This window comes from Mesorhizobium ciceri biovar biserrulae (genome assembly GCF_001618845.1).
Lineage (GTDB): Bacteria > Pseudomonadota > Alphaproteobacteria > Rhizobiales > Rhizobiaceae > Mesorhizobium > Mesorhizobium ciceri.
The window spans coordinates 272,758-294,413 of the sequence record NZ_CP015065.1; the positions used below are offsets into that span (position 1 = coordinate 272,758).

The 21,656-nt window shown below is 59.3% G+C and carries 24 protein-coding genes and 1 pseudogene; 9 read left to right on the forward strand and 16 right to left on the reverse strand.

The genetic code is table 11. The features are described 5' to 3' along the window. Window positions 1-117: 117 nt before the first annotated feature. Complete coding sequence (locus A4R29_RS35710; protein ID WP_082827615.1) at window positions 118-459, reverse strand: sunset domain-containing protein; 342 nt, start codon at window positions 457-459, stop codon at window positions 118-120. Window positions 460-616: 157 nt separating this feature from the next. Here A4R29_RS35710 and A4R29_RS31115 point away from each other — a divergent pair, with 157 nt between their 5' ends. The 3 genes from A4R29_RS31115 to A4R29_RS35510 are packed head-to-tail and all read left to right on the forward strand — an operon-like array spanning window position 617 to window position 1,856. After that, complete coding sequence (locus tag A4R29_RS31115) at window positions 617-1,321, forward strand: hypothetical protein (RefSeq protein ID WP_145923807.1); 705 nt, start codon at window positions 617-619, stop codon at window positions 1,319-1,321. A 31-nt stretch (window positions 1,322-1,352) separates the two neighbouring features. Continuing rightward, window positions 1,353-1,577, forward strand: a complete 225-nt coding sequence (locus tag A4R29_RS31120; protein WP_063173946.1) for a hypothetical protein — start codon at window positions 1,353-1,355, stop codon at window positions 1,575-1,577. Window positions 1,578-1,580: 3 nt separating this feature from the next. Further along, a complete protein-coding gene (locus A4R29_RS35510; RefSeq protein WP_338039908.1) occupies window positions 1,581-1,856 on the forward strand; it encodes a cyclic nucleotide-binding domain-containing protein in 276 nt (91 codons plus the stop codon). Window positions 1,857-2,006: 150 nt separating this feature from the next. Here A4R29_RS35510 and A4R29_RS35225 read toward each other — a convergent pair whose 3' ends face one another. Together A4R29_RS35225 and A4R29_RS31130 are read right to left on the reverse strand one after the other, a co-directional pair. Continuing rightward, window positions 2,007-2,225: a glycosyl hydrolase 108 family protein gene (locus tag A4R29_RS35225; protein ID WP_244507020.1), complete on the reverse strand. Its 219-nt coding sequence runs from the start codon at window positions 2,223-2,225 to the stop codon at window positions 2,007-2,009. Window positions 2,226-2,393: 168 nt separating this feature from the next. Next, entirely contained in the window at window positions 2,394-2,618 is a 225-nt protein-coding gene (locus tag A4R29_RS31130) for a hypothetical protein (protein ID WP_063173947.1), read from the reverse strand. Window positions 2,619-3,106: 488 nt separating this feature from the next. On the opposite strand from A4R29_RS31130, the gene A4R29_RS31135 reads away from it, so the two are divergent. Further along, window positions 3,107-3,298 (forward strand): hypothetical protein, encoded by a 192-nt coding sequence (locus A4R29_RS31135; RefSeq protein WP_082827649.1) that lies wholly within the window; start codon window positions 3,107-3,109, stop codon window positions 3,296-3,298. A gap of 1,158 nt (window positions 3,299-4,456) precedes the next feature. Here A4R29_RS31135 and A4R29_RS31145 read toward each other — a convergent pair. The 5 genes from A4R29_RS31145 to A4R29_RS31170 form a co-directional block, all read right to left on the reverse strand. Continuing rightward, window positions 4,457-4,675 (reverse strand): hypothetical protein, encoded by a 219-nt coding sequence (locus A4R29_RS31145; protein ID WP_063173950.1) that lies wholly within the window; start codon window positions 4,673-4,675, stop codon window positions 4,457-4,459. Window positions 4,676-4,687: 12 nt separating this feature from the next. Beyond that, on the reverse strand, window positions 4,688-4,867 hold the full coding sequence (locus A4R29_RS31150; protein ID WP_244507027.1) for a tyrosine-type recombinase/integrase: 180 nt from the start codon (window positions 4,865-4,867) through the stop codon (window positions 4,688-4,690). A gap of 164 nt (window positions 4,868-5,031) precedes the next feature. After that, window positions 5,032-6,141, reverse strand: coding sequence for an extracellular catalytic domain type 1 short-chain-length polyhydroxyalkanoate depolymerase (locus A4R29_RS31155; RefSeq protein WP_082827650.1), 1,110 nt, complete (start codon window positions 6,139-6,141; stop codon window positions 5,032-5,034). Window positions 6,142-6,314: 173 nt separating this feature from the next. Continuing rightward, entirely contained in the window at window positions 6,315-6,797 is a 483-nt protein-coding gene (locus A4R29_RS34370) for a sensor histidine kinase (protein WP_145923808.1), read from the reverse strand. A gap of 711 nt (window positions 6,798-7,508) precedes the next feature. Then, the gene (locus A4R29_RS31170; protein ID WP_063170633.1) at window positions 7,509-7,739 is read right to left on the reverse strand and encodes an ATP-dependent DNA ligase; all 231 of its coding nucleotides are present in this window, start codon (window positions 7,737-7,739) and stop codon (window positions 7,509-7,511) included. Window positions 7,740-8,216: 477 nt separating this feature from the next. Here A4R29_RS31170 and A4R29_RS33700 point away from each other — a divergent pair, with 477 nt between their 5' ends. Next, window positions 8,217-10,379, forward strand: coding sequence for a serine hydrolase (locus A4R29_RS33700; protein WP_082827617.1), 2,163 nt, complete (start codon window positions 8,217-8,219; stop codon window positions 10,377-10,379). Window positions 10,380-10,488: 109 nt separating this feature from the next. After that, window positions 10,489-12,204, forward strand: a complete 1,716-nt coding sequence (locus tag A4R29_RS31180; protein WP_063173954.1) for a ShlB/FhaC/HecB family hemolysin secretion/activation protein — start codon at window positions 10,489-10,491, stop codon at window positions 12,202-12,204. A gap of 27 nt (window positions 12,205-12,231) precedes the next feature. On the opposite strand, the gene ampH is transcribed toward A4R29_RS31180, so the two are convergent. From ampH to A4R29_RS31200, 4 genes are read right to left on the reverse strand one after another with little or no spacing between them, the layout of a single operon-like run. Next, window positions 12,232-13,389 (reverse strand): D-alanyl-D-alanine-carboxypeptidase/endopeptidase AmpH, encoded by a 1,158-nt coding sequence (gene ampH, locus A4R29_RS31185; RefSeq protein WP_063173955.1) that lies wholly within the window; start codon window positions 13,387-13,389, stop codon window positions 12,232-12,234. Between the two features lie 45 nt (window positions 13,390-13,434). Then, complete coding sequence (locus tag A4R29_RS35405; RefSeq protein WP_063173956.1) at window positions 13,435-14,094, reverse strand: serine hydrolase; 660 nt, start codon at window positions 14,092-14,094, stop codon at window positions 13,435-13,437. Next, on the reverse strand, window positions 14,091-14,675 hold the full coding sequence (locus A4R29_RS35410) for a serine hydrolase (protein WP_276327773.1): 585 nt from the start codon (window positions 14,673-14,675) through the stop codon (window positions 14,091-14,093). Before A4R29_RS35410 ends, A4R29_RS35405 begins: the two co-directional genes overlap by 4 nt. Continuing rightward, window positions 14,644-15,783: a M23 family metallopeptidase gene (locus A4R29_RS31200; protein ID WP_244506991.1), complete on the reverse strand. Its 1,140-nt coding sequence runs from the start codon at window positions 15,781-15,783 to the stop codon at window positions 14,644-14,646. Before A4R29_RS31200 ends, A4R29_RS35410 begins: the two co-directional genes overlap by 32 nt. Window positions 15,784-16,057: 274 nt before the next feature. On the opposite strand from A4R29_RS31200, the gene A4R29_RS34730 reads away from it, so the two are divergent. After that, window positions 16,058-16,270: a hypothetical protein gene (locus A4R29_RS34730; RefSeq protein ID WP_164753728.1), complete on the forward strand. Its 213-nt coding sequence runs from the start codon at window positions 16,058-16,060 to the stop codon at window positions 16,268-16,270. A 494-nt stretch (window positions 16,271-16,764) separates the two neighbouring features. Here the strand turns inward: A4R29_RS34730 and A4R29_RS31205 are convergent, their stop codons facing one another. Further along, complete coding sequence (locus tag A4R29_RS31205) at window positions 16,765-17,241, reverse strand: Lrp/AsnC family transcriptional regulator (protein WP_082827618.1); 477 nt, start codon at window positions 17,239-17,241, stop codon at window positions 16,765-16,767. A 140-nt stretch (window positions 17,242-17,381) separates the two neighbouring features. On the opposite strand from A4R29_RS31205, the pseudogene A4R29_RS31210 reads away from it, so the two are divergent. After that, window positions 17,382-17,582: pseudogene (locus A4R29_RS31210) on the forward strand (ornithine cyclodeaminase); the annotation flags it as partial. A gap of 35 nt (window positions 17,583-17,617) precedes the next feature. Here the strand turns inward: A4R29_RS31210 and A4R29_RS31215 are convergent. From A4R29_RS31215 to A4R29_RS31225, 3 genes are all read right to left on the reverse strand, one after another. Continuing rightward, window positions 17,618-18,586 carry a Dyp-type peroxidase gene (locus A4R29_RS31215; RefSeq protein ID WP_082827619.1) on the reverse strand — a complete coding sequence of 323 codons (969 nt, stop codon included), beginning with the start codon at window positions 18,584-18,586 and terminating at the stop codon, window positions 17,618-17,620. 142 nt (window positions 18,587-18,728) lie between these two features. After that, window positions 18,729-19,787: an alpha/beta fold hydrolase gene (locus A4R29_RS31220; protein ID WP_027161985.1), complete on the reverse strand. Its 1,059-nt coding sequence runs from the start codon at window positions 19,785-19,787 to the stop codon at window positions 18,729-18,731. Between the two features lie 323 nt (window positions 19,788-20,110). After that, a complete protein-coding gene (locus A4R29_RS31225; RefSeq protein ID WP_027161984.1) occupies window positions 20,111-20,695 on the reverse strand; it encodes a glutathione binding-like protein in 585 nt (194 codons plus the stop codon). 480 nt (window positions 20,696-21,175) lie between these two features. On the opposite strand from A4R29_RS31225, the gene petA reads away from it, so the two are divergent. After that, window positions 21,176-21,652, forward strand: a complete 477-nt coding sequence (petA, locus tag A4R29_RS31230) for a ubiquinol-cytochrome c reductase iron-sulfur subunit (RefSeq protein WP_063173960.1) — start codon at window positions 21,176-21,178, stop codon at window positions 21,650-21,652. The last annotated feature ends 4 nt before the right edge of the window (window positions 21,653-21,656 follow it).

The following is a 21,656-nucleotide window of genomic DNA, read 5'->3' on the forward strand; positions in this document are numbered from 1 at the left end:
TCCCTGAGGTCCCTTCAGCCGAGAAACTTCCGCAGGAGCCGTATGTTCCCGATTGCTAATATTCTGTTGCGCGCCGACCTACAGATGTTTTTGCCGATTCCGCAGCCTCAGTTCCCGTCATACCTTCGACTTTCGCCAGCCAGCCCACCAAGCATCCCATTGAGAGCAAAACCAGCGCTCCCCCTTGGCCGGGTTAACGACCGTTTCGTCATAGTAGCGCTGACCTGGCATGTGATAGATACGGTCGCCTGTTTCGCTGATATTGCCCTTAATGTTGCATCCACTTGGCGAGCTAGGGCTACCCAGACGATGCACTGTGGGAAGGGGATGCTGTTCGGCTTGCGGCGGTATGAGATAGCTTGCCCCGGCAACACCGCAAAGCAAAACCGGGATCAGCGCCCGCTGCTCTAACAGCGAACGCCTATGCCGCCTTATAGGCTTCTGTTTTTGGAGGCCCATAACCCTCTCCCCATCGAAGAATGCGACTCTTGCTTGTTGGAGTCCAGATGGCGCTACCCAGCCGTAGGGGAATGGCGGGCGGGCGCTCCGGGGATAAGTAAAGCTCCTGTATTAGGAATCGCTATAGTTGTGTACCTTACGTGACTCGAATCAAGGGTTGCGCCAAGCAATCAACGGGTTAATGGCAAGTTCACCTCGATTTCCGGCCACCTATAAACAGCTTCCTCTCGACCTCGGAATCGAGGTTGAAAAAGACGTCAACGGCATCGAAATGGGCGTGCTTGAAAATGGCATGGCCTATCTCACGCAAAGCGGCCTTTCGCCATCTGTGGCGCGGCACGGTCTGCCATCCAAGAGATCACCAAGGAGTGGGAAGACAAACTTCGGCCTCGATCTCCAGCGCGGGCGGTCGCTCTATTTTTCCGACTACCTTAGGCAGGCAGGGTACGACGAGCCGACGCTCTTTATGGAGATACAGCGCAATGGTTCTACCCATTACGCTTATCCCGAACTCGTTTGCATGGCCTTCATTGAGTTCTTCGCCTTCGAAGCCCAGAGGGCGAATGACACAGCCCTTCTGAACTTCCGCAAGCTGCCAGGTACGGCCTCAATCAGTTCATCTATGACGCCCTTGGGTATTCACCGCTCAAGCACACGAGCGGCGGCGGCCCTCGCTTCGTCTAACCGGCCAAGCTTGGCGAGCGCAGCGGTCAGTGCGACCACGCCATGGGTGGTTGGTCTCGACAATAAAGCTTTGGCATCGAAGCGTCGCAACCGGAGCGTGGCAGCAAAAGAAACCAGCGGGGACCTGCCTCGGAACAAATCATCGACGATCCTGTTGGGGCAGGAAACCGGAATGTGAAGGCAGTACAACAGACGAAGGGAAACCGAAGATGTCGAAGTCTTCCGACCGCACCGTTCCCGGCGAAGGCAAGATCGAAACCGGCCCGAAAACATCTCCGCAACAGGATCCGGTGGAGGGGTCTCGCGAGACAATCGATCGCGAACTCGAGCGGACCGATGACGAATATAGTTCCGACGAGGCGGAACGCTCGCGCCGAGACGTGCAAAAAGAGGTGGCGGAAGAGAACGAGCTGCCGGAACGCGGCTCGGCATAAGGATTGCCGGCACGTGCCAGGCAGAGACATGGAAGATTCCATCCGAGGCCGGTCCTGAGAGGCATCCCGATCCAGGAGAAGGAATTCCAGGCCAATCATGACCTTGTCCGTGATGGCGATCGGCCCTCGCATTCGTTTGTCCTTATCGACGGCTTGGTCGGCTCTACCAAACACACCGGCGAGGGTAAGCGGCAGATCACATCATTCTTCGTGACCGGCGACATTCCGAATCTGCACGGACTACATCTTTCGGTGATGGACTGCACCTTCCGACCCTGACGCCATCGCGTGTCGGCTTCATGCGCCACGACACACTGCGCGCCATCTGTGAACAGCACCCTAGCTTTGCCGCCGCGTTCTGGCGCTCGACGCTGATCGACGCGGCGATCTACGGGGAATGGGCCACCAATGTCGGGCGCCGCGAGGCCTTCACCCGCATGGCGCACATCCTATGCAGGCTGATCTACCGGCTGCGCGCGGTCGAACGCATCGAGGACCACATCGCCGACATTTGGCACCGGCCGTCGAATCCCAGTAGAACCGGCGACAGACCATCGCTACTTGGGCGTCAGTGATCTGACGCAGGTCGGAATTGGTAGCATCGGCTTTCACAAAGCGGCGGAAGTTGGTGAGCGTGACGCCTTTCATGGTGGCGCCGCCATCCGCCGGATTGTCCCGACCAGAGGCCTTCAGATTTCAGAACGAGCGCAAGCGCCCGCGCAAAGTTGCGGTCCATGGCTAGTACCTTTCCGCCCTGATGGGCAGTTGTTGAATTGGCAATGGAGGTGGACGGCTGAAATCAGCCGGTTAAGCAAATCAGCGGTCTAGCCGCTGGCACTCATCAAGTAGGCCACCAAGCTCCAGGCAGAGATCGACGCGGCCGAGGCTGTTGGCCTTGTCGTCAATCCCGATGCGGCGGTTGTAGGCCGTGACGGCGTCTTTTAGTTGAGAAACACGACCGGCCTTGTGACCGCTGGAGTAGGCGAAACCAGCGATGCAAATACTAGCAGCGATTGCAAGCGCGGCAGTCTTGAGGTTCATTGGCATTTTCGCCCCTCGATCAACTTGGGAAGAATTCGTCCATGGAAGACAGTTTGACTGAATTGGCAGCGCGGCTCCAGATGCAATGGAGGGCGTGGGCTCCCGCGATTGGCCTTGGTGTTGCCTCCGCCATCGGCATGATTTGGACCGTCTATCTACCGATTGTCGGATTGCGTCACCTGCTCGGATACAACTAAACCTCTAGAATCCGCACGACGGCATTCCACGCGTAGGATTTGCTGCAACGCCGGTAACAGTGACCTCCAGGCCGAGCCTACCGAGCGCGACCGAGCAATCCAGGGATGCCGCGTCAGTCGCATTTTCGCCTATGACCGTCTTCGTGATCGACCCTTCGGTTGCCAGCGTTCCAGAAGTGTGCGCACCACGCCGGTCACAGGACTTCTCCTTCGCTTTGTACATTTCGAACGTTGAAGCGCTTTGGGCGCTATGATTTGTTGGTGCCTTCGTCGTGTGTGGGAGTGCGGGCCGTGGACGATGACCAAAGGGCTGGTGTTCGTATCGAACACATCGACGGCCAGTGGGCGGTACAACTCGTCGAGAATGGCGAAACCACCCAGCATCTTTTCGAGACCGAGGAATTCGCGAGGAACTTCGCCGCCGGTCAGTGGCTAAGGCTAAACCCGAAGCCTATTCCCCCAATGCGCCGGCGACGCCGTTAGAGCGCTAAGCTTAAAAATGCTCTTTCGCGGATGCTGCACCGGGGCCGGAACTTTGATGCAATAGCGAAGTTCGAGGAGGGAGATGCTTTCGCAACAGGCGCCACTTCACGAGAGGCCGGAGCAATGGTGGACAATCTATCTCGCAGGGAAGAACAACGCGGCACGCGAAGACTCATGGCGTGGGGCGTGGCGGTTATTGCCGTCATTTTCCTAGGCCTAATGGCATTCTTTGTACTCACGCCCTTATCGAACGGCTCTTGGCACCGTTCAAGCGTGCTCCTGTGCAAAACCAGGGCGGTAATGCGCCAGTGGATACGTCACCCAGCCCGGGCGTGAAAAAAGACCCTCAGGAAAATACTGAAATGCCGGAGCAGCAGTAGTGTTCCGACCCGCTGGCAAACTTTTTCCGGGGCGGGGCGGCGATCTTGTCGAACACGTCCTCTTCCTCTGCGTCGCGAATGGCCTTGGTGTCGCCTCCAAGGATCGGGACCGGCCTTCCCTCGATTGCTGAGCTTACAAAATTGCCCAATTCGGAGGCCTGATGCTACACGTGTGTCGGCACAAGCAAATCTGCACAGCAGCTATGCACGATCCACGATTGCAGAAATCGCTGGGCAGCGGGTAGATTTTGATTGTCGGCCATCTACTCCTCCCAGATGCGATGCCGGCGCTGAATGAGGCGCACCTCCTCCCGCGCCACATTCGAAAATCGAGCCCGCTGCCACCTCCTCCCGGCAGCGGGCTTTTTTTGTCTTCGCCAGCAGACACAGTGGCAAGCATCCGCGATGGCCTGCGAAACCATCCGTAAACCATGCCAACACGGTAAATATTTTATGTCGAACCGATCGGGTTGCAGGAGGTTGTGGGCGGGTCTGCAACAAAGAGGCCCAGCCGATCCATGCACCGCTTACCCATCTTGCCCGCCCTGTTGATCTCCTTCGGGATTGCCTACGGAATTTGCGTCTGGGCGACGTCGGATAAGCCGGTCAGCTTTTTCGAAGCCCAAGCGGCATCGCAAATGCGTGGAACTGTCGATCGCTCTGAATAGCTGTAACGCCACGGAAGGTGGGGCGGTCCGGTCCTATTATTCACATGGCCACCTTCGTGCACGAGCGCGCGGGCAAGCGCCTCACGGCAATGGCGTAGGTCGAGTTGAGCTTAATAGGTTTCGGAGCGCCGTGCCTTTGCCATCGCCGTGGCTACAGCTTCTCGCACGGTTGGACCTAATGGCTCGGCCAAGCGCCGAGCGGCGTCATCTTTCTGTTCAAGGTAAGAAGGATGGGTAGCGGACTTCGCCAGCGTGAAAAACGCGATTATGCACAACGCGCAGAAGCACGCGATCACGGCAAGTGAGCAGGCAATTACGACCTCAGCCATTGCGATTGTCCTCTAAGTGTCGGGTGCGAGTCGGCGAACGATGTCCGCTACATAGGACGGGGCGAGGTGAGCATAGTGCTTCTCCACCATTCGGGTGTCGCTGCGACCAAGGGCCTGTGCCACGATGATCAACGGAGCGCCATTTCGAACCATCGTGCTGGCGTAGGTATGCCGCAGCTCATGTAGCGTCACATCCGACAGGCCGGCCTGTTTCAAGAGCGCTTTCCAGGGCCGATGGTAAATAGCCTTGGCCCAAACGACGCCGCTGTCTTGGGTAAGCAGGGGTTCACTGCCTTATCGATGGTTGGCTCTTGGTTCAGCAGGGTCCAGACAAAGAGCTCCTCCGCCACAACAATTCAGCGCATCAACCCCGCAGCGCGCAGAGCATTTTCGATGACCTTGGAAATCCCACTTTCCGGACCGCGCGCATTGGCTCGCTCCGGCGTGGGATCGTTTCGGACTGCCCGCGGTTTTTCCGTGGGTGCAAAGGACTGCAATGCGGCGCCTGAAGCGACCTCGGCTTTGGCTTTGCGTCGCACGTCCGGCTTCGTCAATTCCCAGAAGCGGGCGATGTGGCGTGTCGAGGAAATCCCAACATCCAGCATGAAAGGCCCTGCGTTGCCGAGACCATCGCCGCCGCCAGTTTGCAGTGGCGTCCCATGGCCCATGCCGGCAATGGTGAACGTCTCGACTACCTCGCGCCCGTTGCTGTCGCTCCAGACCTTCCGCGTCTGGCCGTCGACCTTCTCTATGCGTGTTGGCTTTTCGCCGAGATTGTGCACGCTTTGCCACTGCGCCAGGACTGCATCCGCATTGGCAGGCACAACAGTCGTGTCGGCCGAGCCCTGCCATATCGAAATACGCGGCCACGGACCCTTGTGCGGCGAGGCCGCCCGCAACAGCCGCTGGAGGTCGGCTTGGGACGGACCGCCATGGCCGCGCATGCGGTCGAAGGCTGCGGAGATCGTCGAGGCACTTCCATAGGCGAGCCCGGCAATGATCGCGCCGCCGGCAAACAGTTCGGGATAGTCCGCCAGCATCACCGCCGCCATAGCGCCGCCGGCGGACAGACCGGTGAGAAAGATCCTCTTGCGATCGAGGCCATGCGTAACCACTGCCGCCTCGATCATCTGGCGGATGGACAGTGCCTCGCCGCTGTCGCGCCTGATATCGCCTGGTACAAACCAGTTGAAGCAAAGATTGGGGTTGTTGGCGCGCTGCTGCTCGGGGAACAGCACCGCAAAACCATGCTCGGCGGCGAGCTCGCTCCAGCCGGAGCCATGATCATAGCTGGCCGCGTTCTGGGTGCAGCCATGCAGCACGACGACCAGCGCCGCCTGCCGGGCCAGGTTCTTCGGAAGATAAAGCCTCGCGCGCAAGGCTCCGGGATTGGACCCGAACCCTGTAATTTCGGACAAGTGAGCGTCGTTCCGTTCTCCGGATCCAGCTGCTGGCCGCGCGTGCATCGCGTTCAGGCGAGCGATCGTATCGGATATATTTCGCAAGTCGGTGTCCTTGTGCGCCGGAATGGCACGGTCCTGCACAACGCACATGCAGCAATATCGTTGCTGCGATGCACAAGAACAAGCCGTTGCGTCCGTGAACCTATAGATTGAATTGCGCGCTCGGTGAGGCGAACTCAGAGGCCCAGCGCTAGTCTAAGTTTGCGGAGGAAACAAACCGGGTTTGCGGAGGAAACAAACCGGGAAAGGTCCTCGCCGTTTGCAAGCCGCCTCTCGAGTAGCCCGAGCGACGACACAATGACTGAGAGCATGTTATTAAAATCATGGGCGATGCCGGCGGTCAGTTGGCCAACCGCCTCCATTTTGTGCGCCTGGTGAAGTGCCCGCTCGCTCTTCAGGCGACCTCGGCCGCCTGGGCCACGCGACGTTCGAGTGTATGGGAGTTTAAGCAGTTCGGCGTTGGCCCGCTCTGCAGTGCGGCGCGCTTCCAGAAGCTCTCGTTCATAGCGGCGGCGGTCGGACGCATTGAAGACGGTGATGCGGATGAACCGCAGATTGCCCGATTCGCCTCGCCGCTCCGCGGCGTTGACGAGGACAGGAAGGGTCGATCCATCCGCGCAGACCAGGTCCAGCGCGACCTCGCTGAAAAATGCTTGCATCCGCATCAGCGGAGCAAGTGGGTTTCGTAGTAGATTTTGCCCGCGATGTTCAGGTAATCCTGAAACCACCTGAGCAACGATAGCTAGCGTTGCCAGATCGCCTGCCGGTTTAGCGGTCGCGTAATACGGCTCATGTCTTGCCTGGTCGGTGCCTTGGGTTCAGCCAAGGATCAGTTGAGCAAGCACCATAGTGAGAGCCATCGATACCGGAACGGCTATAAGGCAACACGTCTCAATGATCCTGTTCTCTCGCTTATCCATCTTCGTCACCTCCCGATTTTCGTTCTCATTTTGACGTCTACAGCCAGCCGTGAGAAGCGGTTCCAGGCGGTGGCCGTCAGAGATGCCGCCGCTGCTGCATATTAGCAACACCTTGTCGAACCCTCGGCTGCCGAGCATTAGTCCTCCTCGCAGCGGCTAAGCGTGGCGCCCCGCAACCCTGCATGATGTCTTCGAAGATCGGGCCGATCTCTTCATCGATCTCTTGGCCCGGAATGCCCTGGCTCGCGCTGCCCGTTTTGCGTCCACAGCCATATCGATCACCATCCGATATCCAATGGGAGAGAAAATCGCTTCCCCGCTTGCTCATTCTTCCCGAAAGTCCTGCAGCCATGCATGGCAAGAGTCTGCCTCGCCACGCACATGCTTCACGCTTCATGCCTTTTGGCGCCGATCTGGCGTGGCTTTGATGCCAGCCCCTCCAGACCGGCTTCATCGATCAGGTGATGGATTGGCCTCGCCGGGCAGCGCCTGGCTGAATTGGATGCGGATTTTGGCGGGGATCACGCTTTCAAGGATCTCACGCCGTTCCTCCAGTGCCATGTCGCGCAGGTCATGACCATTGAGGTGCAGCAGGTCGAAGGCGACAAAGTAGAGGTCGTGCTGCCGTCGTGTGATCGCCTTGCGCAGCTCGGCGAAGTCAGACAGGCCGGCATCGTTCAACACAGCCGCACTTTCGCGACGCCAAGTGACTCCACTTGGCTGCAAATGCGCGCTGGTCGCCTAAGGTGCGTAAGCGCACCCCTTGATAGGGGATCGGAATTCCGCATGTCAGGGTCTGCTCCAATCGGAGACCGCACGGCTCAACCATTCGCCGGAAAGGACTGTTTCTCGCCGATACGAGCTCGTAAACATGGCTCGCTCCGAGTTCACGTCGGACAAGCGGAAGCTCTCGGCGCTGAAGTTGCAGGCTGCCGCGGCGATAGCGGCGTTTCTGACAAAGATTCGCCAGATCAGAATCGAGTTCACCTTCCGTCATCCACTCTTTGGATGATATGGAAAAAGTGCTCGGGAGACGAGAAGGTCGGTTAAGGAGGCGAACTGACATTCGCCGAAGATCGGAGGATGCATGTCGAAGACCGATGAAGTCAACGCATGCGGTGAAGTCGCCAGATGATAGGCGGTTGTTTCAGGCCGGGGATGGGCGGTTGGCTTGGCATTGCGCTCCTGGCCCTCTTGCCTTACGGTCCGGCCTTCGCTTTTGAAAGCCCGGATGAAGTTAGCGCAGCGAATCCCCTGAAATGCGGAGCACCTGACGATTATTCCGGGTCGAGCGAATGGGTCAGCAACTTCAGCATCAGCGACAAGCGTCAACCCGTCGGTCCGGTCTTTCAGCAAACACGAAGCAACGTTCTTGATCGTAGGGTTGCGCTTCTACAGAGCGTACTCACGGACAAATCTGTTTACGCCTCAGCGATTGATGGAGTGTTTGGTTCGCAGACAGCAAGCGCTGTGAAGTCCTTCCAGAGCACATATGGAATGCCCGTTGACGGCACAGTGGGGATGCAGACCGGTAGTGCACTCGGGCTGCCGTTTTGGCAAGCGAACAAGGCGCGCAGTCTAGCCCCGCCATTTCGCGACGATGCGAAATATCCTGAAGCTACTGAATTCAACTTCAGAAGTCTGGTCGGGATCGGCAATTTCTTTAGCAGCCTGCCGGACGCTGACTATAGTTCCTCAAATGCGCTTACTCGGAGGGCCCTTCGAACAAACAATCCCGGCGCCATAAACATCTCGAAATGGCAGCGAGACAGCATGAGAGGATATGTGGGTTGCACTCTGCCAGACCGGTACGGCAACCAAACTGCCATTTATGAAACCCCAGAGTATGGGGTAGCTGCTTGGGGTTTTCTCCTCCGCAAGATCTATTTCCACGGAAACAAGTCTAAGGTCACCGTCGGCGACATTGTTGATAAGTATAGAGGCGACAATTCCCGCGATCCTTACATTGATGGATATAAGAAATATTCGGATGGCAAATTGGTCGAAGATTATGAAGTCGACCTGTATAGCAATCGCGAACTCGCGATGCTGGCCATTGCCGCCTACTCGCACGAACTTGGCTCCTGGTATCCTCTCACGGACAAACAGCTTCTGGCAGGCTTTTCAATTACCGATGATTATATTGACTCGGGCGTCAATGACGAGGTCATCGTGTCTTCTGAAGAGATGAATCCGGATCTCTATGTAAAACATCCTGATAGCGAAGGCCCGGCACGCTCGACCGGCTTAACCGCGGCTCAGTTGAGAACGGCCGATGCAAAGGTCCAGGCCGGCCTACAGGAGCTCCTCGATGCAGAGGATGGACCTCCCGGGGCGATCGCCACGCTCTACCGCGACGGTCGCATGACCGTACTCACAGCGGGGCGCGCCGATGTCATATCGGGTGAGGCGCTGGGGGTCGACCAATACATGCGCATCGCCAGCATCTCAAAAGCATTCAACGGCGCCATTGCCCTGCACCTCGTCCAGAAGGGCCGGCTCGGCCTCGACGACACCATCGGCCAGCACCTGCCTGATCTGCCGGCGGCATGGTCGGCCGTCACGGTCCGCCAGATGCTGAATCACACCAGCGGCCTGCCCGACTACTTGCAGTCCAAGGGCTTGGCCGAGCAGGTCGCGACAAATCCTCAAGGTTACGTGCAGCCCATTGAGATCATCGGCTGGGTCCGCAACGACCCGCTCGAGTTTACGCCCGGCACCCAGTATACCTACTCCAACACGGACAACGTCGTCGTCGGGCTGATCGCCGAGGCGGTCACAGGAATGCCCTACGGGACGCTGCTGAAGAACATCGCGTTTGGTCCTGCCGCCCTCGCCCGGACGAGTTTCCCCACGCGCGACATCGCGCTGCCTGGGCCCGCCATCCACGGCTATGTCGTCGCGCCCGGATCCGAGCCGAAAGATGTCACGACCTTCGTCAGCCCGAGCGGTGCGTGGGCGTCGGGCGCGATCGTGTCGACGCCTGATGATTTGTCGATGTTCATACGGGCAGATCTCGGACTGAAGTTCTTCGGCGCTGCCGAGCAGATTGAACAGATGAAGTTCGTGGCCGGCAATTCCAGTCCGCCCGGACCCGGGACGAACGAGGCCGGTCTCGGACTGTTCCGCTACACCACGCCGTGCGGTGTCGTTTATGGCCACACCGGCAGTTTCCCGGGCTACACGCAGTGGGCGGCGTCAACCGCCGACGGGACGCGCTCGGTCACCACCACGCTGAACATCGCTGAGCCGGCTGGCGCGTTGCTCGACCGCTTGCGGGAGGTTCAGGCTCAGGCGGTCTGCGCTTTGTTGGGGCACTGACGGGTGTGCATCGCGGGATGACGGACCCCAACATATTTGCTAATTTGCTAAACCAAGTTTCGAATAACCGTTGATTATCCCTGCCACGACATGTCAGCGAGTTTGATTGATGCCTCTTCGCAAGGCGCTGTCCCACTGGTTCGACGCAGTACGTCGCGTGTCCATCAGTCTTGCAACCGGTGCCTTCATGGTCGGACCGAGCCTTAGCCAGACGATCCCCGAGCGGATCGATTCGGTGGTTTCGGATCAGAACGAGATCATCCGACGCTATTCCGCTCCGAGGAAGCCCGGCACGATTGACCTGTCAGTTCCGGATGCACGCAAGGCAACGAGCTCGGAACAAGCCGAAAAAACAATGTTTACCTTGAGGTCGATAACCGTTCGAGGCGCGGTGACGGTGCCCAGCGCTACGCTGGAGCAAGCGTGGGCCGCGCAGCGGAACAAAAAGATAAGCGCCGCCGACCTTTACGCCATCGCCGAGCGGATCGACGAGATCTACCAGAAGGCCGGATATTTCTCGTGGGCCGTCGTTCCCGAGCAGGACTTTTCATCCGGCAACGTCGTCATCGTTCTCTACGAATCCTATGTGCGCCGGGTCACCATCAACAGCGCCATCCCTGATATTGACCGGCGTTTGAAACCTTACATCGATCGCATCGTCGCCATGCGGCCAATCCGGATCAAGGAGGCCGAGCGCGTGCTGTTGCTGATGAGCGATCTTGGCGGCCTGACCATCGAAGGCACTTTCATTCGGCCCGAAACGCCCTCCGCCGGCGGTGATCTGAAACTCGACATTGGCTTCAAGCGGGCCGGCGCAAACACAATAGTCGACAATCTCGGCAGCAAAGCCGTCGGCCCATTTCAGCTGACCGGCACCGGCACCTTCAACGATGCGCTTAGGCTGTTCGATGTGGCGAACATCGCCCTGGTGACCATTCCGGACAGTCCCGAGGAGTTGAAGTTCGTGCTGGCTTCGCACGATGTCCCGATCGGGTATGACGGACTGCATGTAGGATACAGCATCGGTTATGTCTCTTCCCAGCCGGGCGCCGACCTCAAGCCTCTCGATCTCGACATAGCCTCTAGGTTCGGCAGCGCGTATGTCAACTACCCACTGCTGCGGACAATTGACCACAGCCTGTTTAGCCGCCTTGAATTGAACTTCAAGGACAACTCGCTGGCGTTGGGCGGCGAAACGCAGACGGATGAGGACCTCCGATGGCTGGCGGCCTCCCTTAAGTATACCGGTGAGTTGGAAAACGGCGCCATCACGCTGACAGGTACTTTCGGCCAAGGCCTCGACGGCTTTGGCGCGAGCAGCAGCACCGATCCGCTTGCACCGCGTCCAGGCGTTCCTGATGACTACAGGTATTTTCGGGGCGACCTCGACCTTACCAAGGAGATCGCTTCGCTGGCCGTCGCCCACCTCAGAGTGGCTGCGCAATATGCGCCGACGGCGGTGCCATCGTCGGTCCAGTTGGTGCTCGGCGGCGATCCCTATGGCCTGGCTTTCGATGGCTCGGCCGCTTCAGGCGATAGCGGGATAGCGGCCTCGCTGGAATTGGGACGCAACATCGAACTCCCGGAGGCTTTGCCGATCCCAAATCTGAACGTGTTTGCTTATGTCGATTACGGTGCGGTCTGGAACCACGATACGGGCGTGGATTACATTGAGGCGGAACTCGGCTCGGCCGGAATAGGTGCAAAGGCTGCATTTGGGCAACACCTCAATGCAAGGGCGCTTGTTGCGGTACCGTTCAGAGATAACCGAGGTCTGACTGATACCGGCACGCGTTTTTTGTTCCAGCTAATCAGCTCGTATTAGGTGGCGTAGCTCCCGCCTGAACTGCCCTTATCTTGGCGCAAGTTGCGCGACGAGATCATTCGTTGCTGCGACCATCGCCTTGAACCCACCGACACTGAACTGATTGATCGAGGCGAAGACACCGACACCGCGCGTTGGCGCCAACACCACATAACTGAACTGCCCCTGCAATCCGCCGGTCTTGTTGAGCATCATGGGCTTGTCCTTGTCGGCCAGAACTCCGACCCAGCCAAGCGTCATCATTCCCATCGGCCCCGCATCGTCGATGCCGATTACCGGCGAGAGACCGTCGCGCCAGAGCCAGCCCGCATGGTCGACGGTACGCTCCCCATCGCCGGCCGCATCCTTGCGAAGGTGCCAGGCCATGAACTTCATCATGTCGGCGGCGGAGGTGTAGAGCCCGCCCGCGCATCCGATCGTTTCCGGCGAAGGAACGAGGGGCAACGGTGTGCCGTCGAAGAAATGGCCCTGCATGGTCCGCGCCGCATCGCCTTCCGCCAGGTTGAGCTTGGTGTCGGTCAGTTGGCGGGGCGTGAGCACCCGCTCGGCCAGCAGATCGCCATAGGACTTGCCACCGGCATTGGCCAGCGCGAGGCCGAGCAGATCGTAACCCCAGTTCGAGTAAAAGGCACCCGTGCCGGGAGGGAAAAGATAGGGTTCTGGCTTCGCAAGCTCAGCGCGGCTGAGGTCGAAGGTATTGCCGGCGAACGGGTCGTCCGGCGTGCCGCCTGTCTGGTTCGGTACCTCGCGCGGCAGGCCGGATGCCTGCGTCACCAGATCGATGAGCCTCGGCGTTCGTCCTTCGAGCCCAGGCACGGTCCAGTCCTTCCCGAGGTGTTTGGCAAGGGGATCGGTCGCGCCGATGACGCCATCCACAATCATCGAGCCCATCAGATCGCCGCAGAAGGTCTTGGAGATCGAGGCTATCCGCATCAGCGTATGTTCGTCGGGCACCTGCCCCGAGCCCTTGCGGATTTCGCCGAAGCCAGCGAAGGCCGTCTCGCCGTTGCGAACCGCGGCGATCACGAGGCCAGGAGCGCCCGAGCCCAGGAAGGCGATGCCGCCGGCAAATCCCACGGCTTCCTCAAGCAGACGATCTTTGGCGGCGGCGACGTGAGGAGCCGCAAGGACGCAGGCTGCCGTGAAGCAGAGGATGAGCAAGCGCCTGTGGCCTAAACCGGTCATTGGAATGTCCTCGACGAGAAATCTGATTGTGAGACGAGAGCGCAGTCAGCGGGGCGCGAGCTGATAGATCAGTTCGTTTACTGCGTGCACCATTGCTTCAAAGCCCCCGGCGTTGAACTGGTTGATCGCCGCGAAGACGCCGACGCCGCGCGTCGGCGCGATGGCAACATATGTAAACATGCCTTGTCGCCCTCCGGATTTGTGAAGCACCAGCGGACGGTTGCCGTCGGCCTCTACCACAACCCAACCGAGTGCCATCGCATCCATCGGCGCGCCACCGTCGTCGAGGCCCAGCGCCGGAGAGAGCCCATCCCTCCGGACTAGGCTGGCGTGGTCGATAATGCGGCGTGCATCGTCCTCGGAGCCGCCTTGAGCCAAGTGCCAGGTTATCCACTTCAGCATATCGTTGGGCGTCGTATAAAGCCCCGAGGCGCATTCCATCGTCATCGGTGTCGGCACGAAGGGAAGCGGCGTGCCGTCGAAATTGTGGCCCTGCATCAGCCGGCCCTCGTCACCAGGTCGCGGATTGAAGACCGTGTCCACCATGCCGCGTGGCCGCAACACACGCTCCTCCAAGACGGTAGCGTACGGCTTGCCAGCCGCTCCGCTGATCGCCAGTCCCAGGAGGTCGAAGCCCAGGTTCGAATAGAGCGCGCCAGTTCCGGGAGGAAACAGAAACGGCTCCCCGTGCATGGCTGCGATCATCGCTTCCTTTGTGTGGCCGGCGTAGGGTCGTTGGGTGTTCCACCTGCCTGCGGCATCTCGCGCGGCAGGCCGGATGTCTGTGTCGCGAGGTCGATGATCCTTAGGGTCCGCCCATCCTTCTCCGGCACCACGAAACCGTCAGGCAGGTGCGTCTGAACAGGGTCAGTCAGGCCGATCTCTCCTTTTACCAACAAACTGGCGAGAGCGTCTCCGCAAAATGCCTTCGAAATGGATGCCACTCGCATCATTGTGTCGGCATTCGGCTCTATGCCGGATCCGCGGACCGTTTCGCCGAAACCGGCAAACGCCGTCTCGCCGTTGCGAACGCCGGCGATCACCAGGCCCGGCGCGCCTGAACTCACAAAAGCGAATGTGCCGGTGAATTCGACCGATTCGTCCAGCAGCCGATCGGCGTTTGCAGGACTTGCGCAGGTAAGGACGGCAGCGGCAAGGAAAAGACGTAAGGGTATTGTGCGGGTGGCGGTCATCGGCTTCGAGCTCACCATTTCGGAAATCAGGGCGGACTGTCCACTGCCTTTTACAGGGCGATCACTGTGGCCAGTCAACAACAGAGAGGTCAAGCGGCAGCACGTCTTCCAGTTTCTGGGGCGGGACGCGCGGCGTAAGCGTCATCGGCGATCCGGTCGCTTCCGCCTTGTCAAAATCCTCGGTGGTCTCGCCGACCGCGGTGATGGTAAAGCTGTCGAACACATAGGGGAGGCCGTCCGAGGCCAACGGAGAAGCGCTGTCCATCACATGCAGGTGCAAATGCGGCGCTTGACTGTTCCCGGTATTGCCGACTTCGCCAATCTGATCGCCGCGCTGCACCTTGTCTCCGAGCTTCACCTTAACGCTCCCCGGCCGCATGTGGGCGTAGTTGACGAACAAGCCCGAGCCGAGGTCGAGCACGACGAAGTTTCCGTCGGCCTCGTCAATCGGCAAGTTGGCGGGCAGCGCACCGGGCACTTGGTCCTGCAAGTCGTCGCGCGTCCCGACCACGGTGCCGTCGGCAACGGCAAGGATAGGCTTGCCATAGATGTGGTAGTTCGCAGGAACCTTAAGGTCGCCCACGACCAGCGTGTTGTTGTCGTCGATTTGCTCCCAGTCGATAGCGAAACGCTGGGCAAGGTAGAACTTGCCGTCGAGCGACAGCAGGGCGCGGACATGGCGGATGGAATCGCAGCAGCCGTCAGCCGCGACATAACCCTTGCCGCGCAAAGGCGGCCCAAGAGCCACCGGTGCCTTCGCAACGACGGCACCCTCGCCAATCGTCACCGTCATGTCGGCGCCGATGACCGCGAAAAACGCCGTGATCTCGTGGGTAATGCGAGCCGGAACCGCCGCGCCGTCCGCAAGCACGACATGCAGAAAGATGACGGCGAACTGATAGGCGGCCAACTCGCGGTTTTCGTTGCCGCGGCTTGCGCCCGGCGTGACGCGCGTGCGCAATTCATCCGGGCCGAGTTCTGCAAGCGGTGCTCCGCTGTCGGCATCGACGACCTTGAGCTTCTCGAAACGGACATCGCCGCTAGTGATATTCGTCACTGCCAGTTCGTAGACGATGTGACGCCTGCCGTCCGAGCCTGGAATAACATGCGGGGGAGCGATGATCTCCGCAACGAGTGGCGTGAGCTTCGGATTGTCGCTGGCAGCGTGCACCCCGGATGGAAATGTTGCCAACAACAGCACAAAGGTCGAAAGGAGCCAAATTGGAACCCGCATTCGAACGCGCCTCCTCTGCACACGCTGACTTTGCGACGCGAGGGTACGACAATGAAGGCCGGGAGCCAAGGTGGCGTGCGGCACATGGAAGATTCGCCGACCCTGGCGCAACAGCGGCCTCAAGTGTTGTCGTTGGCATGTCTGGTTTACGGGAATAAAGCTGCCTGGGCCTCCGCAACAAAGATGTCGGCACCAGTCGCAATGTGGCTCTAGGGTTGTTGCCGGTGGCGCGGCGCGACCCTTGGCCGTCCTGACCGATCATCCCACCGGGCTCATCCGCATCATTCCCTACCGGCTGCACCTTTGGGTCGATCGCGCCGTAGGCGTGGTGTTTGTCAGCGTTAGGCATCTATTCGAAAAACGAGGGTTTGACCTATTCATCGACATAAGATCGGTTCCGCCCGCCGTCGATTTTCAAGCCGAACTTTGGCGTGGTTTGACCCACACTGCATAGTCGTCGGGCAGAATGTCTTCCAGCTGTATGAGATTGTGCTTTTCCGGGGAGAGGACCAAGCTATCGGGAAAGGGCGTGGTCGGCTATCGAATCAGTGCTCAAACTGCGATGGAAATCCCGCAACTTCAGATGCCGATGATCAGACCTCTGAAACGTCCTACGCAATCCCAACAAGTGCTGGTTACGGGAGGTTCCGGCTTCCTCGGTATGTGCTGTATCTTGCAGCTGCTCGATCTTGGATACCGGGTTAGATGCACCGTACGCTCGCTGACACGCGTCCTCGGGCAAAGTTTCTCTTGTCAGCTCACGACTCCATCCCCCGTCGTTCGCGAGCGAACGGCACTATTCTGATACCCGCCGTTCATCAGGCGGACGACGAACTGGCCTCGAAGTCGGCCTGGAACCTGTGCTGCGGTTAAGGCATCCGACGTGATGATCGCGGTCGACAACTAGGTCGGCGAATTGGAAACGACCGCCACTCCAGCAAATCTGCATTAGAGCAAAATTGCACGCTGGCTTACAGGCTGTGCGCAGCAGAGCCAATTCTCTTGCGATGCCGCCCCGCTTACGACAGGATCGCCGCAACTGGAGGTTAGCCTATGACGCCAGACCCCTTGCGGCCCGACCACCCGCCACTCGACACTCCAGTTGCCGTTCGTCGTATGCAAGGCGCGCACCTCGGGAAGACCGCGCAGTTTGCGGTTCACCTGTGTCGTCCATTTGCCGACGAGCTCAATCATCATGACGGCATGGACTGCGTTGTCGTCGTAGTCCTCCCGCACGCGGACCGTGAAGCCCGTGAGGGTTCCCGTTGCCAGAAGCCGGTCGAGCCTGTTCTGGATCGTGCCTCTCGCGACGCCGACGGCTTCGGCAAGTTTTGCCAGCGAGGCGCGTCCGTCTACCCTCAGATGGGCGATGATTGCCCGGTCGAGCGCATCGGGGGCATATTTTGCGATGTCGCTGCCGATCATCGAATATTGACCGATTTGACAATTTCATTGGGCATATTTGCTATCCTTGCGCAATTTGCAGGGCGATGTTGAGATTTTGATCAGTATGGCTTGGCCGTACGCTGGCTGCAAACGTCCAGATAGCCCGCAGGAGACCGAGCATGCCGAGCCCCCTTCCGTCCGCAAAGGCCATGGTGCCCTTCGTCAGCGTCGACAACATGATGCGCCTCATCCACCACATCGGGATCGAGACGATGCTGTTCGAGCTGACCGACGCCATTGAGAGGGATTTTCGCCGCTGGGAGGTCTTCGACAAGACACCGCGCGTGGCAAGCCATTCCCATGACGGGGTGATCGATATTTGGTGGGAACCTATTTGACGGCGACTCCGAACAGGTCAACCCGACGGGCCCAGACCAGCGGTCGACATGGCTTCCCCCGTCGCAACCTTTTCCAGGAATGTCGCCGACGGTACGAAGAACAAATTGCCGGTGACTGCACGGCTGAAGTCCAGCAACCGATCGTAGTTGCCTGGCGGGCGGCCAATGAACATGTTCTCGAGCATCTGCTCGATTCTGCGCGGCGAACGGGCGTAGCCGATGAAATAAGTGCCGAACTCGCCCTTGCCCACGTCGCCGAATGGCATGTTGTCGCGGACGATCTCCAACTGCTCTCCGTTCTCGATGATTGTGGTCAGCGCATTGTGGGCGGAGGTCGGCTTTACGGCATCGTCCAGCTCGACATCGGTGAGTTTTTTCCTGCCAACAATTCCCTCTTGCTCCTCGATTGGGAGCCCGTTCCATGCTTTCAGATCATGCAGGTACTTTTGCACTATCACATAGCTGCCTCCGGCAAATAAGGGGTCCTCCTCGCCGATGATTGCGGCCTTGACGGCGCGCTCAGCCACCGGGTTTTCCGTGCCGTCGACGAAGCCGATCAGGTCGCGGTCATCGAAATAGTTGAAGCCGTGCACCTCATCTGCTGTGGAGACTGCGCCATCGAGCCGCGACATGATCTGCGTCGCCAGTTCGAAACAAAGATCCATGCGCGGCGCACGAATGTGAAAGAGGATGTCGCCTGGCGTCGAGACGGCGTGATGCAGGCCTTGTATCTCGCGAAATGGATGCAGGTCCTTCGGTCTGGAGGCTCCAAACAAACGGTCCCAGGCATTTGAACCAAACGCCATGACACACGAGAGCCGACCCTCAAGATCGCGGGACCCGACTGCGCGCAGAAGCGCGGAAAGATCGCCACATAGAGCGCGCACGGTCGCTTCGTGTTCTGGTCCGGAATTGACCGTCACGACGAGAAATATCGCGGCCCGCGTCAGTTGCGCGACGACGGGTTGAGAAACAGGGGATGGCAAAGTCAAATCCACAATAGATCCTCTTTTACTTGTTCGTCAGCGCAGCTGGTCGACGGGCCTCGGGGAAGGTTGGAGTTGCAACCTGCCCATTGGAGATAGCGCTTGGATCACCTCCGCATCAGCTGGTCACGATATTGCGCGATCAGTCTCCGCCAACGTCGATGACTGCCTGAGCGAAAGCCTGTGGGGCTTCTTGCGGCAAGTTGTGGCCAATTCCGCCCGTGATGATCCGATGCGCGTATCTGCCTGAAAATTTCTTGGCGTAGGAGCTGCTGTCGGGATGGGGTGCGCCATTGGCATCGCCCTCAAGGGTGATAGTGGGCACCGTGATCATGGGGCTTACGGCCAGCCGCTTTTCCAGGCCGTCATATTCCGGCTCGCCTTGCGCCAAGCCGAGCCTCCAGCGGTAATTGTGGATGACGATGCTGACGTGATCCGGATTGTCGAGGCACGCAGCACTGCGATTGAATGTGGCGTCATCAAAGTCCCATTTCGGCGAGGCGATCCGCCAGATAAGATTTGCGAAATCACGACGGTATCGTTCGTAGCCGGCACGGCCGCGTTCTGTCGCGAAATAGTACTGATACCACCATTGGAGCTCGGCCTTCGGCGGCAGCGGCATCCTGTTTGCCGCGAGATTGCCGATCAGATATCCGCTGACCGAGACAAGGGCCTTGCAACGCTCCGGCCAGAGCGCCGCAATGATGCAAGCTGTGCGCGCGCCCCAGTCATAGCCGGCAAGGATCGCGTTGCCGATCTTCAGTGCATCCATCAATTCGATGACGTCGACAGCCAGCACAGACTGCTGGCCGTTGCGGACCGTCTGACTGGAAAGAAACTGCGTCGTGCCATGACCGCGCGAATACGGAACGATCACCCGATAGCCGGCCATCGCCAACAAGGGTGCGACATCGACAAAGCTATGTATGTCGTAGGGCCAGCCGTGAAGGAGCATAACGACGGGACCGTTGGGCGGACCAGCTTCAGCATAGCCGACGTTCAGCAGGCCGGCGTCGATTTGCCGGAGCGCGAGCGAGGCAGCCGTCGAGCGTTCTGTCGTTGCTCCGTTCAGCGCTGAACCGCCTTGCGCCTTAGCTGAGCGTACTGTCGTGAATTGAGTAGCAGCCAGACCCATTGCAGCAACGCCGACAAAGGCCCTGCGATAGCGATCAATTTCTCCCGGCGGTCTTGGATTTTCCATCCTCGCAACCTCTTCCCCGGCACCATCGGATGCCACCTGTTTTGGCGCAGCATCGGCATCACCTTCATTCATCGGCTTGGCGTTCCCAAACTGCGTGCCCTTGGCATGACGCGATTGCCGGGCAGCGTAGAAAGTTGCGTTTGAACACACGGGAAGGGCAAGCTGAGTGGCGCCTCGCCGACCATCCTTACAAATTCGGGGCGTAACCCGTCGCCGCGCTTGGCAGCGAACAGGTGGAGGTTCTGCAGCAACGGAAGCATGGACAAACTCCTTCGCAATGTGTTGTGGCTGAAGGGTGACACGACATGCGGCCGGTCTCGCACTTAGACAAGGCCCTCGCGCTTCATTGCGATGCGAACGGCCGGGCGGGCCGCAATTCTGGCGCGCAGCGCTTCCAAAGGAGCGGGAACAGGGACTTGGAAGCGGGCTGCCCAAAGCAGCATCACGAAAAGGTAGAAGTCCGCCACGCTGGGTTTCTCGCCGAACAGATAATCCGTCTTGAGACCGTTCGCGAAGAGATCGAGTTGCGCCGTAATCGTGGTGCGCGCCTTGGCTTTTTCAGCGTCGCTGCCTCGGTGCCACATGGGTTTGAAGCTTCGGTGTATTTCGGTCGATACGTAAGTCAGCGCTTCGAGAACGCGCGTACGACCCATCGGACCGTCCACCCCCAGAGCCGGGTATTGCGCCGCAATCCAATCGAGGACGGCGATATTCTCTGTCAGAATTTCCCCGTTATCGAGAACGAGAGCTGGCACATACCCCTTGCGCGTGACCGTGGTGAAATCATCGCCGGAGCCCGTTCGTTTGGTTTTGAGATTGACCGTTTCGCGCTCGAAAGCGGCACCGGCCTCCTCCAGCGCGATGTGGTCGGCCAGGCTGCAGGCGAGCGGGCTGTAATAGAGTTTCACGGTTTTATCCTTGTCTAAATCCGGACACGGCTCGCAAATTCGTCGAGCGGAAGCCCACCTGGCTCCGCGCACCGATTATCCTTGCGCGGGGCGTCCAGTGAGGTTCCAGAAACTCTCATTTGCCGTGGAGGACGGCTACGACGCCGACAGATAGGCCTGCCTATGCCGAGGTATGATCAAGCTAAGCAATCGTTCTGCGATTTGCCGCATCCAATGCTGAAATCCTGCTGAAGCGGGAAAGACAACAGCAAGGATTCAGAGCCACCAAGCCTGGCGTCCTCGACAGTCCGGCAGTCCTTCGCTCAGGAATCATAAACGAAAGTATTGGACGCACGGGCCCTTGGCACGATGGCCCACATCCCGCCACGGCCGGCATAGTTCAACTCGAAATGAGCAAGCGCGAAAGGCGAAGGCCGCGGTCGGGTTTCCCCGACCACGCCGACGCACTGAAGCAGCTTTCTAATCAGAGGAGTCCTCATCATGGCCGAGCTTTCCGAAATCGAGACCGGCACTGCCGCATTGCCCGCCGAGGCAATGGCCACGGTCGAAGTCGACGTCTCCTCGCTGATGCCGGGAATGTCGCTGGTCGTGCAATGGCGCGGCAAGCCCGTCGTCGTTCGCAACCGCACCGAGAAGGAAATTGAGGACGGCAAAGCTGTAAGCTTGGCCGAGCTCAAGGACCCAATCGCCCGTAACGCCAATCTGCCGGCCGATGCGCCGGGAATCGACGCCAACCGTACTGCTCCGGGCAAGGAAGCCTGGATCGTAATGGTCCAGGTCTGCACGCATAGCGGCTGCATTCCGGTTGGTCAGCAAGGCGAGTTCGGGGGCTGGCTCTGCCCGTGCCACGGCTCGCAATACGATACTGCCGGCCGCATCCGCAAAGGCCCAGCGCCCGAGAACATGGCGATACCCGTGTTCCAGTTCATTTCCGACACCAGGATCCGTATCAGCTGAGAGG

Coding starts and splice junctions, on each gene's coding strand:
- A4R29_RS35710 (WP_082827615.1), bottom strand. CDS start 459: ATGGGCCTCCAAAAACAGAAGCCTATAAGGCGGCATAGGCGTTCGCTG.
- A4R29_RS31120 (WP_063173946.1), top strand. CDS start 1,353: ATGTCGAAGTCTTCCGACCGCACCGTTCCCGGCGAAGGCAAGATCGAA.
- A4R29_RS35225 (WP_244507020.1), bottom strand. CDS start 2,225: ATGAAAGGCGTCACGCTCACCAACTTCCGCCGCTTTGTGAAAGCCGAT.
- A4R29_RS31130 (WP_063173947.1), bottom strand. CDS start 2,618: ATGAACCTCAAGACTGCCGCGCTTGCAATCGCTGCTAGTATTTGCATC.
- A4R29_RS31145 (WP_063173950.1), bottom strand. CDS start 4,675: ATGGCTGAGGTCGTAATTGCCTGCTCACTTGCCGTGATCGCGTGCTTC.
- A4R29_RS31155 (WP_082827650.1), bottom strand. CDS start 6,141: ATGCACGCGCGGCCAGCAGCTGGATCCGGAGAACGGAACGACGCTCAC.
- A4R29_RS34370 (WP_145923808.1), bottom strand. CDS start 6,797: ATGCAAGCATTTTTCAGCGAGGTCGCGCTGGACCTGGTCTGCGCGGAT.
- A4R29_RS33700 (WP_082827617.1), top strand. CDS start 8,217: ATGGGCGGTTGGCTTGGCATTGCGCTCCTGGCCCTCTTGCCTTACGGT.
- A4R29_RS31180 (WP_063173954.1), top strand. CDS start 10,489: ATGCCTCTTCGCAAGGCGCTGTCCCACTGGTTCGACGCAGTACGTCGC.
- ampH (WP_063173955.1), bottom strand. CDS start 13,389: ATGACCGGTTTAGGCCACAGGCGCTTGCTCATCCTCTGCTTCACGGCA.
- A4R29_RS35405 (WP_063173956.1), bottom strand. CDS start 14,094: ATGATCGCAGCCATGCACGGGGAGCCGTTTCTGTTTCCTCCCGGAACT.
- A4R29_RS31205 (WP_082827618.1), bottom strand. CDS start 17,241: ATGATCGGCAGCGACATCGCAAAATATGCCCCCGATGCGCTCGACCGG.
- A4R29_RS31220 (WP_027161985.1), bottom strand. CDS start 19,787: ATGGAAAATCCAAGACCGCCGGGAGAAATTGATCGCTATCGCAGGGCC.
- petA (WP_063173960.1), top strand. CDS start 21,176: ATGGCCGAGCTTTCCGAAATCGAGACCGGCACTGCCGCATTGCCCGCC.